General features: G+C 47.9%; 14 protein-coding genes. 13 read left to right on the top strand and 1 reads right to left on the bottom strand.

The annotated features are described in order from the left end of the window. Positions 1-43: 43 nt before the first annotated feature. From MKY19_RS26645 to MKY19_RS26610, 8 genes are all read left to right on the top strand, one after another. On the top strand, positions 44-820 hold the full coding sequence (locus tag MKY19_RS26645; RefSeq protein WP_339798679.1) for an ABC transporter ATP-binding protein: 777 nt from the start codon (positions 44-46) through the stop codon (positions 818-820). A gap of 104 nt (positions 821-924) precedes the next feature. Further along, positions 925-1,728, top strand: a complete 804-nt coding sequence (locus tag MKY19_RS26640) for an ABC transporter permease (protein ID WP_076285507.1) — start codon at positions 925-927, stop codon at positions 1,726-1,728. Positions 1,729-1,764: 36 nt separating this feature from the next. Then, positions 1,765-2,652 (top strand): ABC transporter permease, encoded by an 888-nt coding sequence (locus tag MKY19_RS26635; protein ID WP_339798676.1) that lies wholly within the window; start codon positions 1,765-1,767, stop codon positions 2,650-2,652. A 23-nt stretch (positions 2,653-2,675) separates the two neighbouring features. Beyond that, positions 2,676-4,283, top strand: coding sequence for an FAD-binding protein (locus MKY19_RS26630; protein ID WP_339798673.1), 1,608 nt, complete (start codon positions 2,676-2,678; stop codon positions 4,281-4,283). Next, positions 4,280-4,612 (top strand): ferredoxin family protein, encoded by a 333-nt coding sequence (locus MKY19_RS26625; protein WP_042191931.1) that lies wholly within the window; start codon positions 4,280-4,282, stop codon positions 4,610-4,612. The genes MKY19_RS26630 and MKY19_RS26625 overlap by 4 nt, the downstream gene beginning before the upstream one ends. 48 nt (positions 4,613-4,660) lie before the next feature. Beyond that, on the top strand, positions 4,661-5,719 hold the full coding sequence (locus MKY19_RS26620) for an ABC transporter substrate-binding protein (protein ID WP_339798668.1): 1,059 nt from the start codon (positions 4,661-4,663) through the stop codon (positions 5,717-5,719). Positions 5,720-5,758: 39 nt separating this feature from the next. Beyond that, positions 5,759-7,369 (top strand): FAD-binding protein, encoded by a 1,611-nt coding sequence (locus MKY19_RS26615; RefSeq protein ID WP_339798664.1) that lies wholly within the window; start codon positions 5,759-5,761, stop codon positions 7,367-7,369. Beyond that, the gene (locus MKY19_RS26610; RefSeq protein WP_076285502.1) at positions 7,366-7,707 is read left to right on the top strand and encodes a 4Fe-4S binding protein; all 342 of its coding nucleotides are present in this window, start codon (positions 7,366-7,368) and stop codon (positions 7,705-7,707) included. The genes MKY19_RS26615 and MKY19_RS26610 overlap by 4 nt, the downstream gene beginning before the upstream one ends. A 204-nt stretch (positions 7,708-7,911) precedes the next feature. On the opposite strand, the gene MKY19_RS26605 is transcribed toward MKY19_RS26610, so the two are convergent. Further along, positions 7,912-8,457, bottom strand: coding sequence for a glutathione peroxidase (locus MKY19_RS26605; protein ID WP_042191922.1), 546 nt, complete (start codon positions 8,455-8,457; stop codon positions 7,912-7,914). A gap of 680 nt (positions 8,458-9,137) precedes the next feature. Between MKY19_RS26605 and MKY19_RS26600 the strand changes: the two genes are divergently transcribed. The 5 genes from MKY19_RS26600 to MKY19_RS26580 all read left to right on the top strand — a co-directional run bounded on the left by MKY19_RS26600 (position 9,138) and on the right by MKY19_RS26580 (position 14,502). Continuing rightward, the gene (locus MKY19_RS26600; RefSeq protein ID WP_076285501.1) at positions 9,138-10,214 is read left to right on the top strand and encodes a bifunctional 3-deoxy-7-phosphoheptulonate synthase/chorismate mutase; all 1,077 of its coding nucleotides are present in this window, start codon (positions 9,138-9,140) and stop codon (positions 10,212-10,214) included. A 258-nt stretch (positions 10,215-10,472) separates the two neighbouring features. Continuing rightward, complete coding sequence (locus MKY19_RS26595) at positions 10,473-11,849, top strand: SulP family inorganic anion transporter (protein WP_256716398.1); 1,377 nt, start codon at positions 10,473-10,475, stop codon at positions 11,847-11,849. Between the two features lie 188 nt (positions 11,850-12,037). Then, complete coding sequence (locus MKY19_RS26590) at positions 12,038-12,520, top strand: Rrf2 family transcriptional regulator (protein ID WP_042191916.1); 483 nt, start codon at positions 12,038-12,040, stop codon at positions 12,518-12,520. Positions 12,521-12,541: 21 nt separating this feature from the next. After that, on the top strand, positions 12,542-13,540 hold the full coding sequence (locus tag MKY19_RS26585) for an LLM class flavin-dependent oxidoreductase (RefSeq protein WP_076285499.1): 999 nt from the start codon (positions 12,542-12,544) through the stop codon (positions 13,538-13,540). 188 nt (positions 13,541-13,728) lie between these two features. Beyond that, entirely contained in the window at positions 13,729-14,502 is a 774-nt protein-coding gene (locus MKY19_RS26580; protein WP_339798658.1) for a hypothetical protein, read from the top strand. Positions 14,503-14,572: the final 70 nt, after the last annotated feature.

Here is a 14,572-nt window from a genome sequence, read left to right as displayed (position 1 = left end):
ATACCTCTGTTTTTTTGTATACAGAATTGAAGGAGGGGTCACGATGGGAGAAGCGTTGCTGTCGATTTCAAATCTAAATAAACGTTTTGAGTCGACCGGAGGTCATGTTCAGGCACTGTATAATGTTGATCTCCATGTGCAAGAGGGTGAATTCATTACGGTCATCGGGCCCAGTGGCTGTGGCAAAAGCACGCTGCTGCGCATCGTGGCCGGTTTGGACAGTGGATATACGGGGAGCGTTACCTTAGGAGGGACGGGGATTGGGGGTCCCGGAATCGATAAGGGATTTATTTTTCAAGAGCATCGTCTCTTTCCTTGGCTCACCGTAGAGAAGAATATTGCTTCTGATTTGCCGCTAGGCAACAAAGAAATTAGACGTAAGGTCGATGAGTTGATTGATCTCGTCAAGTTAAATGGGTTTGAGAAATCCTATCCCCGGGAGTTATCGGGAGGGATGGCCCAACGGGTGGCGATAGCCCGTGCGCTACTGCGAAATCCCAAAATCCTGCTGCTGGATGAACCGTTTGGTGCACTGGATGCGTTCACTAGAGCGCATATGCAGACGGTGTTACTGGACATTTGGCGGGCCAACAAAACAACCATGATTTTTGTAACGCATGATATTGATGAGGCTGTATTTCTAGGTAATCGGGTAGTGATTCTAGAACCTCGCCCCGGGAAAATACGTAAGATTGTCCCGGTTGATTTGCCGTATCCACGTAAAAAAACAACGTCTTCTTTTCAAGAGTTACGCCTGAAGGTGCTGAATTATTTTGAAAAAGTCGATGAGCTTGAGCTTATTGACGGGGCAGGAATATAAATATGTCGACCATACCAATGGAGACCTCCGAAAGTGTTCAATATTCGAGGGTCTCTTTTGTTATTTAAAGAGATTGTAAAGCTAAAAAAAGGTGGGTGCAGAGCATGTCAAACCGGGCTATAGCCGTAAGAACTTCCGGACGCCCCGGAAAGGTAACAACATTGGGACTGGGCCTTCTGCTGCCGGGCACCGTGCTGATTCTGTGGCAGACCCTTGGACACTATGGAATGATCTCAGAGATGCTGTTCCCGACGCCGTATACCATTGCTGAATCATTTGTAACTCTGGCTGCTTCAGGGGATTTATGGCCGAACTTTAGGATCAGCTTGGTCAGAGCCCTTTCCGGATTCCTGCTCGGTGGTGGACTTGGTCTGCTATTAGGCATTCTCGTAGGTCTGTTCCGCAGATCAGAGAAATTGCTAGATCCATCCCTGCAAATGATTCGCATGATACCAAGCTTGGCGGTAGTGCCGCTATTCATTTTATGGTTCGGGATCGGTGAGGAGTCTAAAGTGCTGTTGATTGCTAAAGGAGCATTTTTTCCGCTTTATATTAATACGTTCATGGGCATTCGCGGCGTGGATAACAAGCTGTTCGAAGTATCTCGAGTGCTTGGATTCAGCCGGTTAAAACAGGTTGTAAGACTTGTACTTCCAGCGGCATTGCCGAATATTATTCTCGGAGTGCGCCTTTCCTTGGGGCTCTCTTGGTTAGGTCTGGTAGTCGCAGAGCTGATTGCTTCCACTTCAGGCATTGGGTATATGATGTCGGACGCGCGTCAATTCGCGGATACACCTGTGGTGTTCGTGGGAATTATTATTTTTGCCATTGCAGGACTGGTGAGTGATTCTATTGTTCGCTACATTGAACGTCGGCTGCTGAGATGGCAGGACAGCTATCGCGGATAAACAGAAAACGCGCAAGAAACGAAAGGGGGATGCGCCATGAGCGATGGAGCAGAAGCTATTTTGAATAACACTACAAGAGCAAGAGAATCGCTAGATAGCAGTGATATTGCTCCTTTATCGACTAAGAAATTGGAGAAATCCGCGGTACCTATAGCATGGAAATCTCTACTGTCAGATTGGGGAACGGGCGCTATCATTCCGGTGGTGACAATAGTAATTTGGCAGCTGGCAGGAAGCACCGGACTGATCTCCGCGCAGTTTCTGCCGACTCCATTGTCGATCGCCAGAGCTTTTACAGGCCTATTGGTGACTGGAGAGTTAACTCATCATCTAGGTGTCAGTATGGGGAGGGCGGGAGTTGGATTTCTTATCGGAGGTGTTCTAGGCCTTTTATTCGGAGTACTGACTGGCTTGTTTCGCAGTGTGGAATATGTGCTCGATCCTAGTGTACAGGTCCTTAGGCTTGTTCCTCATCTAGCTATAGCACCGCTAATTATTTTGTGGTTCGGCTTTGGGGAGATGTCCAAAGTAGTGATCATTCTGACAGGGTCATTCTTTCCGCTCTATATTAATACGTTTATGGGCATCCGCAATGTGGACAATAAGCTGTTTGAGGTGTCCCGGGTGTTAGGATTTAGCCCTTATCAGAGGCTGCGCAGGCTGATATTACCGGCAGCATTACCCGGGATTTTGTTAGGATTGCGGCTGTCATTGGCTGTAGCATGGATCGGTCTTGTTGTAGCTGAACTCATTGGATCACAATCCGGCATTGGATTCCTGATCAATGAGGCGAAGCAGAACTCTAATACAGAGGTTGTGTTTGTAGGCATTATTATCTTTGCTATTGTCGGGAAGCTAATCGATTCTTTGTTCCGAATCATTGAACGCAAGTTCCTGTTCTGGCGCGATAGTTACGAAGGGTAAATCATTTGAGGAGGTCTTGAGCTATGAGTGGATCGATACAAAAAGGATCGTTGAATTTGGTGGCGGATGTGCTTGTTATAGGTGGAGGACCGGCAGGAACATGGGCAGCCCTTACGGCCTCAGCGAAGGGGGCGAAAGTTGTCCTCGCAGATAAAGGCTACTGCGGTTCGAGCGGTGCAACGGCCCCCTCAGGAACAGGAGTCTGGTATGTGAAGCCGGATGAGAAGCTCCGTGAGGAGGCCAAAGCAAGTCGTTATACATTGGGCGGTCAGTTGGCTGAATCCCGCTGGATGGACCGAGTGCTAGACCGTACCTATGCCAATATGAACAAACTTGGCGTTTCAGGATATCCATTCCCTGTAGATGAGCAGGGTAACCAGTATCGTAAGAGTCTTCAGGGACCCGAATATATGAAATTAATGCGTAAGCTGGTGAAACAAGCGGGCGTTAAAATTCTAGATCATAGTCCAGCCATGGAGCTCCTAGCGGATGAGCATGGCGTAGCTGGAGCGGCTGGAGTCCATACGCAGAGTGGTGACACCTGGACTGTTCAGGCAGGAGCGGTTGTCATTGCAACTGGTGGGTGTGCTTTTCTAAGTAAGGCTCTCGGCTGTAACGTGTTGACCGGAGATGGCTATCTATTTGCAGCTGAAGCTGGGGCGAACTTGTCCGGCATGGAATTCTCCAATGCCTATGCTATCTGCCCTACGTTCTCCTCTGTAACCAAGACAGCATATTACAACTATGCCAGCTTTTATTATGAGGATGGAAGCATTGTGGAAGGGGCGGGTTCCAAGAAAGGGCGTTCAGTTATCGCTCGGAATCTGCTAGCAGGCAATCAGGTGTATGCCAAGCTGGATGGAGCGCCCGAGGATTTAAGACCGCTGCTGCGGGTGGCGCAGACGAATTTTTTCTTGCCCTTTGATCGACAAGGGATCGATCCTTTCAAGGATGCTTTTCCGGTTACGCTTCGTCTCGAAGGAACGGTTCGTGGGACGGGTGGTATTCATATCACGGACGAAAGCTGTGGCACAGGTGTTCCCGGACTTTATGCGGCAGGAGATGCAGCTACCCGTGAGCTAATTTGCGGGGGATTTACTGGTGGTGGCAGCCATAATGCGGCTTGGGCTATGTCATCCGGCAGTTTTGCAGGAGAAGGGGCAGCTGTCTATGCGCAGAGCCTTGGCTCGAATGCAGCGTACCGTAATCCAGTCGGCTTATCATCTTCTCCACTGGTTCATCAAGAAGTGAAGCCTGGAGTATCAGCTCATACGTCAGAGGTTGTGTCTGCTGTGCAGGCTGAAGTGAAGCCGTATGACATTAATTTATTCCGTACGGATAAAGGGCTGACCTCTTCATTAGGTCGTCTGGATGAATTGTGGAAAGATCAGCGTAGCCGTGAGATTCAGCGAACACCTGAAGGGGTTAAAGCGCGTGAAGCTGAAGCCATGACTGCAACCGCCCGCTGGATGTACAATTCCGCGCTTGCCCGTACGGAGACGAGGGGCATGCATAAGCGTGAAGATTTTAAGGGAACGGATCAAGAACAGCATCATCGCTTGATTAGCGGTGGATTGGATCAGGTATGGGTGAAGACAGAAGCCGTGGCCAAGGAGGGTGTTCTATCATGATTGAGGTGATCAGCGCTGCCAGATGTGTAGAGTGCAACCAATGTGTATCGGTCTGCCCGACCAATGTCTTCGAACGGGTAGAGGATGGCATTCCTATTATTGCCCGGCAGAGCGATTGCCAGACTTGCTTTATGTGTGAGCTGTATTGTCCTGTGGATGCTCTCTACGTTGCGCCAGATTCAGAGAAAGTGATTGGGGTGACAGAGGCAGGGCTAGAGGAGCAGGGATTACTTGGTGGTTATCGTGAAAAGGTAGGCTGGGGCAAAGGCAGACAACCGGTAGCAAGTCATGACTTTATGTACAAATTGGCGTCGAGGGCAGGGTTCTGACCTTGATTAAGATTAAGATAAATAACATAAATCTAGGGGGAGAAAGAAATGAAACCAGCGTACAGAGAGATTCAAGGGAAACGTTCTAAAAGGATACGATGTGCACTTTTAACTACGATTATGATGGTTATGCTGGTTCTTCAGGCTTGCGGAAATAACGCTGGAGGAAATGGAGCATCTGCATCCGGCGGCTCTAGTACAGAGAAATCTGGAGGCAAAGCCGAAAGTAACGTTCCAGCGGTACTGAACTTTGGTTTTATAGGCTCTAATAAGCTGAATGTGCCAGGTGGCGCGGAGGGCTGGGGCTTTTATAAAGGGATCATTCAAGAAGAGTTGAAGAAATATGGCATTACTGAAGTGAAGCTTACGGGCTTTCCAAACGGTCCTGATCAGACAGAATCCTTAATTAGTGGTCGATTAGATATCGGCAGCCTTGGGGATACACCTGCTATTATTGCTTATGCTTCTGGGGCCAAGACACGTCTGATTTCACAATCCTCAGCCAACACTATCGGTTATCTAATCGGTAAGAAGGATGGACCAAAGACGGTGAAGGAACTGCAAGGGAAGACTATAGCCATTCAAAAAGGCTCTTTCATGCACCGCTATGTGGTTGGGTTACTTCAGGAGGAAGGCGTAACTGACTATAAACTCGTGCATATGCTCATTCCGGATGCTACCGCAGCTTTGGCCCGTGGAGATGTAGATGCTACGACTAATTTGGGTGTACCTGCGCTGAAGTTAATTGACCAAGGTTACACTCACTTAGACGATGCCTCGAAGCATCCGAACTTGCTTGGCACTAGTGCAACTGTCGTGTCCGAGGACTATCTGACGAAATTCCCTGACTTTCCGAAGGCGTGGAACGAAGCCCGTGAGAAAGCCTTGGCGGATTTGAAACAGCACGAGGATGAATATTATCAATTTTTGGCTGAAATCGGAGATACAACGCCAGAGCTGGCAAAGCAAGTAAATCCAATCAGTGATATCAAAGATACCGCGTTCACTGACGAAGGAACCAAGCTACTGGAGGGTACCAAGAACTTCCTTGTGGAAGAGAAATTAGCGAAAAAAGACTTCAATATTAGCGATTGGCAGCTGAAATAACAGTTGTTTGGAAAGCGCAAATGCTTGGGAGGAAAAGATATGTCGCAGCTTAAGAAGGAAATGACAGTGGATGTGCTCGTGCTTGGCGGAGGTCCCGCAGGAGCTTGGGCGGCATGGAGTGCGGCGTCGCAAGGTGCAAAAGTAGTCCTGGCCGATAAGGGCTACTTGGGCACAAGCGGCGCCACTGCTCCGGGCGGTACAACGCTGCTCGTTATCCCTCCAATTGCCGAGCTGCGTGAGCAGGCGGTTCAATCCAGACTAAAAGCTGGTGGATATCTGTCGGAGAATGCTTGGATTCACCGAGTGCTGGATCAGGTAGAGCAGAATCTGGCTCTAGTCGAGCAGTGGGGTTATCCTTTTCCGAAGGATGAAGAAGGTAACTCACTACGTACACATCTGCATGGACCAGAGTACATGCGGATTATGCGAAGAGTTGTCCGCAAAGCGGGGGTCACGATCCTCGATCAGTCGCCAGCGCTAGAGCTTCTTCATGATGAACATGGGGTTGGCGGGGCACGTGGGATCAACCGTCTGACAGGGGAGTCTTGGGAAGTGAAGGCCAGTGCCGTTGTGATGGCAACCGGAGGCTGTGCTTTTCTCAGCAAAGGTCTTGGCTGCAACGTACTGACAGGCGAAGGGCTGTTGATGTCCGCTGAGGTGGGAGCCGATTTGTCAGGCATGGAATTCAGCCGCCAATACGCTCCGAGCTTTGCAGATGGGACTGTAACACGTGGCCGTATGCTAGCTTGGGCAACGCTTTATGATGCGGACGGTCATCCGCTGCATAAAGGGGATCGGACCTTTGGCAGCATCCCTGAAATGATGCTCAAGGGGCCGGTTTATGCTTCGCTCGATCTGGCAGATACAGCGGAGAAACAGGATTTTCTGCGAAAAGCGCATCCGATTTTCTTTATGCCGCTGGAGCGTGCGGGAATTGATGCGTTTAAGCAGAAATTCCCGCTCACCCTGCGCTATGAGGGCACGATGCGCGGCACTGGGGGTCTGCGCTTGAGCGGCACAGACTGCCGGACGACCGTGCCCGGACTCTATGCGGCCGGAGATGCCGCATCTCGCGAGAAAGTGACCGGCGCCATCTCCGGCGGCGGGGCTTATAACGCTTCCTGGGCCATATGCAGCGGAAGCTGGGCAGGCCAGGGAGCCGCGCAGCATGCGCGGTCCAGCCGAGGGCAGGCGAACAGCCGCAAACTGACCGCAGCGGGACGCTACGGTTTGACGGCTGGCACCGACACCTCGGAAACGCTGGAGGTGAAGCCGCTAGTCGCGGCGATCCAGCGTGAAATCTTACCGCTGCAGATTAATTATTTCCGCAGCGAGCCGGGCATTTCTTCAGCCTTGAAGCGGCTGAATGCCTTGATGCCCTTGTTGAACGGGCGCGTTCCCGCCACCGTACAGGGCATCGTGCAAGCACGCGAAGCCGCGGCTATGCTCGCGGTCGGCAGATGGATGTACACTGCCGCGCTGGTACGGAAGGAGACGCGCGGCCTGCAAAAGCTCGCGGAATATCCGGAGCTTGATCCGCGTCAAACCCACCGGCTGATTGTATCCGGCATAGAGCAAATAAGCATCGGTACCGAGGCTGTGCCCCATGCTCATGAACTGAATTTACTAAAGGAGGGGCAGGCGATATGATTGAACTAATCAGCGTGGAACGCTGCGTGGGTTGTAAACTGTGCACGAAAGTATGTCCGACAAACGTATTCGAAATGCAGGGGAAGATTCCGGTTATTGCGCGTCAGGAAGATTGCCAGACTTGTTTTATGTGTGAAGCTTATTGCCCTGTAGATGCACTTTATGTAGCACCACAGGCAGATCAGCTGATCGGTGTAAATGAGGAGGCGCTAATCCAGACAGGGTTGCTAGGGAGCTGGCGGGCTGAGATCGGCTGGGGACCGGGTGCTAATGGCTCAATGGCTGAAAGGGATACCACCCCTTATTTTGAAGTGTTTACCGAGCAGTACCGCACGTGAAAAAGCCGCCCAGAGTTGGAGTCTGGGCGGCTTATTGTTGTATAGAAATTCAATCTATGTAGGCCTTTGTCCCGGGATTTCCACCGCGAAGAGCGGTTTCCATCAAGAAATCTGGGGACAACAGCGGCCGGAAGTCCAATTATTCACCGCAGTGACTACTGTGCTTTAAGTTGATATCATTAGTTCGGTATATATCTAAAAAAACTATAGCAGTGCTTCGATCGCTGGCTCAATATCCAGCGGATCCACAGTAGATTCGAATCTTGTAATTACATTGCCTTCGCGATCAATTAGAAATTTAGTAAAGTTCCATTTGATTTCGTCATTGTTCAGTGCTTCCGGATCTTTGCTCTCAAGCATGCTTTGAAGCAGCTTTCCTGAAGAATGGTTCATGTCGAAGCCTTCAAATCCAGCCTGCTCAGTAAGGTGAGTGAAGAGGGGATGTTTATTTTCGCCCTTTACTTCAACCTTCTCAAAGAGAGGGAACGTAACGCCGTAATTGATTTGGCAAAATACATTCACTTCTTCATTGCTGCCAGGTTCCTGTTCCCCAAACTGATTGGAAGGGAAACCGAGAATTTGGAAGCCACGATCTTCGTATCGCTCATAGAGCTTTTGCAGGTCGGAGTATTGGTGGGTAAACCCACACTTACTTGCTGTATTCACAATCAAAAGTACTTTACCTTTGTATTCCTCAAGTTCGATCTCTTTTCCTCGAATACTGCGTGCTGTATATGGATAAATGCTCATGCTGCTACATCCCTTCAGTTATGTATTGTCAACGCTAAAGCTGCCAGTGAATAAGAATAGGAAATATTTTCAATGATTTAATTGTAAACAATCAAAATATCGCTGTCAACTTCATACATAGAAAGGGATTGGAACCTTTTAAGCAGTGGCAGAATAGTATGGGTATGGGTTATTTCATACTTCAAAGCCTATTCTAGTGAGTTGTTATAAGAATAATTGTATCTCATGTGATTTTATTGCGTTAAAGCTACTCAGCGTTCCATTATTATCTTGCATCGGAAACATTTTTTGATTAAGATAGCAGAAACCAGCGCAAAAGACACGCTGACATAAATAAGACTATGACGAAGAGAGTAAGCATTATAGCGGATCTTAACAGGGAAGGCGTGCCGGAGACTGAGAGCACCCTCATGAGACGATTAATGCCGAAGTTCACTTCCGAGTCGGCCCCTGAAGTAGTTTGTCACAGGTCGTGACAGGTATGAGTAGGGAGGCCCGCGCCCCGCGTTACCGGGTTTAAGATAGAGTTAATCTTTAGTCGAGGGAATCCGATTTTCTATTCCTTTGTGCTAGTTTAAGGGTTAATTCTAAATAAGGGTGGTACCACGGCTCCTCGTCCCTTGCGACGGGGGGCCTTTTTGCGTTTCAAATTATAAATAAGAAGAGGGAGTGGAAGGGTAATGAGTAACGTAGAATTGGATGTTCTTAGAGGTCGTCTGGATGAAATTAATGGGCAATTACTGGAGCTGATCTCCGAGCGGGCTAAAATTGTGCAGGAGATTGGAGTAGTTAAAGAAAAGCAAGGTGTGCCTAAATTCGATCCAGAACGTGAAAAGAAAATGCTGGATCAGCTCGTAGCGAGCAACAAAGGACCTTTCACTAACGGAACCATCCGCAGCCTCTTCAAACAAATTTTTTCAGCATCTCTGGACTTACAATCCGATGAACATAAAAAAACTTTACTAGTAGCGCGTAAGAGTCACAAAGAAGACACTGTGATTGTTCTGCCGGGAGATGTTACTGTTGGCGGTCCTTCTTCACTGATGGTAGCTGGTCCTTGCTCTGTGGAAAGTGAACTACAGACCCGCACCGTAGCTGCAGCACTGCAAAAAGCTGGTGTACGTGTTATGCGTGGAGGTGCCTTCAAGCCGCGGACTTCTCCTTATGATTTCCAAGGTCTAGGTATGGACGGCCTAAGAATATTACGTGAAGCAGCAAATGATTATGGTCTGCTGACCATCAGTGAAATTGTAGATCCAAGACATATTGAAGAGTCCTTAGATTATGTAGATATCATCCAGATCGGTGCTCGGAACATGCATAATTTCGAGCTGCTAAAAGCGGTCGGAGAAGTCAATAAGCCTGTGCTGCTGAAACGCGGATTGGCTGCTACGCTCGATGAATTCATACATGCAGCGGAATACATCATGTCTCGTGGTAATACACAAATCATGTTGATTGAACGCGGAATTCGTACGTATGAAAAAGCGACCCGCAACACGCTCGATATCTCAGCAGTGCCTATTCTTAAGCAGGAATGCCATCTGCCAGTATTGGTCGATGTTACTCACTCCACAGGACGCAAAGATATTCTTATCCCTTGTGCAAAAGCTGCACTCGCAGCCGGAGCCGATGGTATTATGGTCGAGGTCCATCCTGATCCTGCAACTGCGTTGTCCGATGCCGCGCAGCAGCTGAATATTGATGAGTTCAACAACTTCTTTAATGAAGTGAAAGCTTCCGGACTATACCGGTAATCTAGAAATATAGAATTTGAATGATATTTTAAGGATTGGCTAGAAAATGAGGTGTATAAGCGCTTACAAGTCTAACTAATCTTTTTGTGAAGGTGAAGGTGGGTCGAGTACAATAAGCAACATTAGCGTTGCACCGGCCCCGGGTCTTTTTGAAAAGGCCTATATACCTTATTAGTCACAGGAGGAAATTAGATTTTGAAGCAGCTTACCTTAAATAATGGGTGGTTTTCTAACACTCGAACCGATATTTTATCGGGGATGACCGTAGCCGTTGCACTGATTCCTGAAGCGATCGCTTTTTCGATCTTGGCGGGAGTAAGTCCGATGGTTGGTTTATATGCCTCTTTTTGTATTGCAATTGTAACCGCACTTGCCGGAGGCAGACCCGGAATGATCTCGGCGGCTACAGGGGCTATGGCCCTATTAGTCGGAAGTCTCGTACTAGAGCATGGAATAGAGTATCTGTTCGCGGCAACTGTACTGGCTGGTGTGTTTCAGATATTGATGGGGATGCTAAAGCTGGGCCGATTCATCACTTTTTTGCCACAGCCGGTCATGACGGGGTTTGTCAACGCGCTGGCGATACTGATTTTCATGGCGCAGCTTACCCATTTTAAGGGACAAGGCTGGGTGATGTATGGACTGGTAGCTCTGACATTGCTTATTATCTATACGGTTCCTCGGTTTACCAAAGCCGTACCCTCAGCGCTTGTAGCGATTGTTATCGTTTCTATTCTTAGCATCGCTCTTCATCTGGACGTAAGAACCGTAGGGGATATGGGGAATATTACAGCAACTTTGCCACTATTCCATTTACCGCAGATTCCGTTCACGCTGGATACGCTGCTTATTATTTTGCCATATTCACTCTCGCTGGCCGTAGTTGGGCTATTGGAATCACTGATGACTGCCACCTTAATAGACGATATTACGGGCACAGGTAGTGATAAGAACAGAGAGGCGAAGGGACAGGGGCTGGCGAATGTAGTCACTGGTTTTTTCGGAGGGATGGCAGGCTGTGCGATGATTGGCCAGTCAATGGTTAACATGAAGTCAGGAGGACGCACGCGTCTGTCCACGTTTGTATCAGGGATCTTTTTATTGTTCCTCATTATCGTACTTGGCGATGTGGTTAAGCAGATTCCGATGGGCGCGCTCGTTGGCGTAATGATAATGGTCTGTATCAGCACCTTTGAATGGGGCTCGCTTAAATCTCTAACCCGTGTTCCGCTTAGCGATGCGTTGGTTATGATTGTGACGGTGGTCACCGTGGTGGCTACAGACAATCTTTCTATTGGCGTTTTGTTTGGGGTTCTGCTAAGTGCTTTAACGTTTGCTTGGAAAATAGCTTCGATCCGCCTAACAGTTCAGGAAGCTGCCTCTTCCAAAACATATGCGGTTACCGGCCAGCTGTTCTTCGGCACGACAAGCCACTTCATTCATGAATTCGCCTACGATAGCGATCCCGATCATATTATTATCGATTTTTCACATTCCCATGTGTGGGACCAATCCGCAGTTCATGCCATAGCGAAGACGATGAGCAAATACGCCGAGCGTGGCAAAAAAGTCACCATTACCGGACTTAATGATCAGAGCTCACAGCTGGTTCAGCGGGTGGGACTATCCATATGAAAAAGATTGCGCTATATGCGCGATCTTTTTTTTATAGCAGATATTAACTGTAAGAGAAGACGAGCAGGGTTTTACTTTTGGTGCAAACTGATATAAAGTATAAAGTGGATAATGTTTATCCGCTTTATACGCGGGTGGTATAGTCTACAGTTTATATTAAGCAATTTATGTAGATCGAGGTGCTGTACATGCATATGAAAACAGGGGTAGAACAGTCAGTGTATGCACTGGTTCTGCTTAACATGCTGCCGGACAAAGCGGTGTTGTCTGGAGAAGCGATTAGCCAGCAGCTCGGAGCATCGGCGACCTATTTTCAGAAACTGTTAAGAAAGCTGGTAACCGCAGACATCATCACGTCTGTTCCCGGCATTAAAGGTGGCTTTAAATTAAAGAAGAGACCTGAAGATATTCGTGTATATGACGTTTACCTTGCGGTGGAAGGACAGCAGTCGCTGTATTCATCCAATGGTATTCTGGTAGACATGTTGGATTTAGAAAAAGAAGATAGCTGCTGCCTGTTAACCAATCTGATGGAAGAAGCTGAATCCTCTTGGAAAGCTGTATTAAAGCGGGAGACTATTGCTTCGTTGTCGGAGGAAATGCGTGGTGAACGCTTTAAAGATAAGATTGCAGCCTTAGAGGAATGGATCAGCAATAAAATGGTCATCTGACCAAAGAAGGGATGTATTCGCATGAGATTAAGCGTATTGGATCAGGCACCCGTGACAAGTGGTAACACAGCGGAAGGTGCTCTGAATAAAGCAGAAGAACTAGCTATTTTAGCAGATGAGTTGGGATATAGCAGAATGTGGATGGCTGAGCACCATGGCGGAAATACATTTGCTAGCTCAGCTCCGGAAGTAACGGCAGCCCGTTTAGCCGCTAAGACCAACCGTATTCGAATCGGCACCGGCGGTGTAATGATGATGCATTATTCTCCACTTAAGCTGGCGGAAGTATTTAAAACGTTAAGTGCTTTTTCCCCGGGGAGAATTGATTTCGGTGTGGGACGAGCTCCTGGTGGCGATACAAGTGCCATGTACGCTCTGTCTGAAGGCCGCGAGTTAATGCTGCATAACATGTATGATAAGCTTGGCATTACTATGCAGCTGCTTAGTGATCAGATTCCGGAAAATGAGTTGTATGCCAAAAATCTTGCCGCTCCAACGAAGGTGGCGCTCCCTGAGGTATGGTTGTTAGGCTCGAGCGGCAACAGTGCGCGAAAAGCAGCACAGATGGGAGTCGGATACTCCTTTGCGCAATTTTTTAATGGTGCGATGAGTAATGAGATTTTGGATCAATATCGGAATAACTACCAGCCTTCTATCTTCATGGACAAACCTGAGATTAGTGTATCCTATATGGTAACCACAGCAGAAACGAAGGAAGAAGCTGAGTATGAGGCATTACCGCAGGATATTTTTCGGTTGATGATGAGCAAGGGCAGAATTACTCAGGTGCTGACACCAGAAGAAGCTCAGAACATATCGTTATCGGAAATTGACCGGATGTCAATCAAGGAAAGCCGTAAGATTCATTTGGTTGGTGCGGTTAAAGACATCGCCGCACGCTTGCAAGAAGAACAAGCTCAATATGGTTTCCAGGAAGCGATGATATGCAGCATTCCGCATTCGCAGGAGAAACGTCTAGAGGTTTACCGACTACTGGCGCTTGAACTGCTAGGTTCTTGATACTTTCCACTCAAACCCGCATTTGATGCGGGTTTTTTGTATGCCCATTTAGCCTTTTGATCGACGCATGCCCTCAAAAGACAATAAATTAACCCTCCCGCCCCCTAAAAGTAACAATTGAAATTCTAACTTCATCTATGATTAATGAAAGATTTAATTTTAAAAAGAGGATAGGAAGTGAATAGGAGATGTTTCCTTTACATAAATCCGTTACGCTGACAGTTTTGCTTCTAATGAATCTGCTGGCAGGTTGCCAACATCAGGTTGACCCATCCCCCCTTCAATCGGCTAACGATTACCACACATCAAGACCGAAGCCAACAGACACCTCTGCTAACCTCATGAAGCTGGAGTGGATGCTGGTGGATACAATCCCCGTAGTCTCTCAACTAAGTGCTCCACCTACAGGCGCTACTTTGATTACAGAGAAGAAGCTGGATAATTTCGGAGGAGTCAAAGTGAAGGTGTATACGATGGCTAGTGACGAAGACTATGTGTATGCCAACATTTCTACTTCCAAAGGACAATACAGTCTAGGGGCGATAGGAACTTATAATTATCGTCAGCCGGAGGATATCAAGGTAGAAGTGGTGCGGATTTTTAGCGAAAAGGTGCTGAAAATCACCGGTGGACTAGGAGCAAATAACTCGCTCACTAACTATTATTTAATCGACGAGAGTGGTAACCCCTCGGGATTGCTGCAGATAGATACCGGACATTCCAAAGAGCTGGATGTTGATGGGGATGGATCTATTGAGGGTGTAGCCGCGCATGGAAATCCAATGAGTGCCTACATTTACCGCTGGAATGTTGATCATGCTGAGGTAAGTTACGTTAATGATGCTTTAAGGGCGGACTCCGTAGTGCTAACGGATGAAGGAATATATGAAGCTTTTAATATCGGGGACAAGCAGAGCAAAAGATTCCGATTGACCCTAGAAGGACTGATCCCAGAGCGGTAATGCCATGACTACTGCTGCTGAAATACTTCCTGCGACCAATTCCCTCGAACCTCCGTATAGACGATTAAGC

Source organism: Paenibacillus sp. FSL R5-0744 (assembly GCF_037972555.1).
Lineage (GTDB): Bacteria > Bacillota > Bacilli > Paenibacillales > Paenibacillaceae > Paenibacillus_AQ.
The sequence above is the reverse complement of the archived record's forward strand: the minus strand, read 5'-3'. Positions and strand labels throughout refer to the sequence as shown.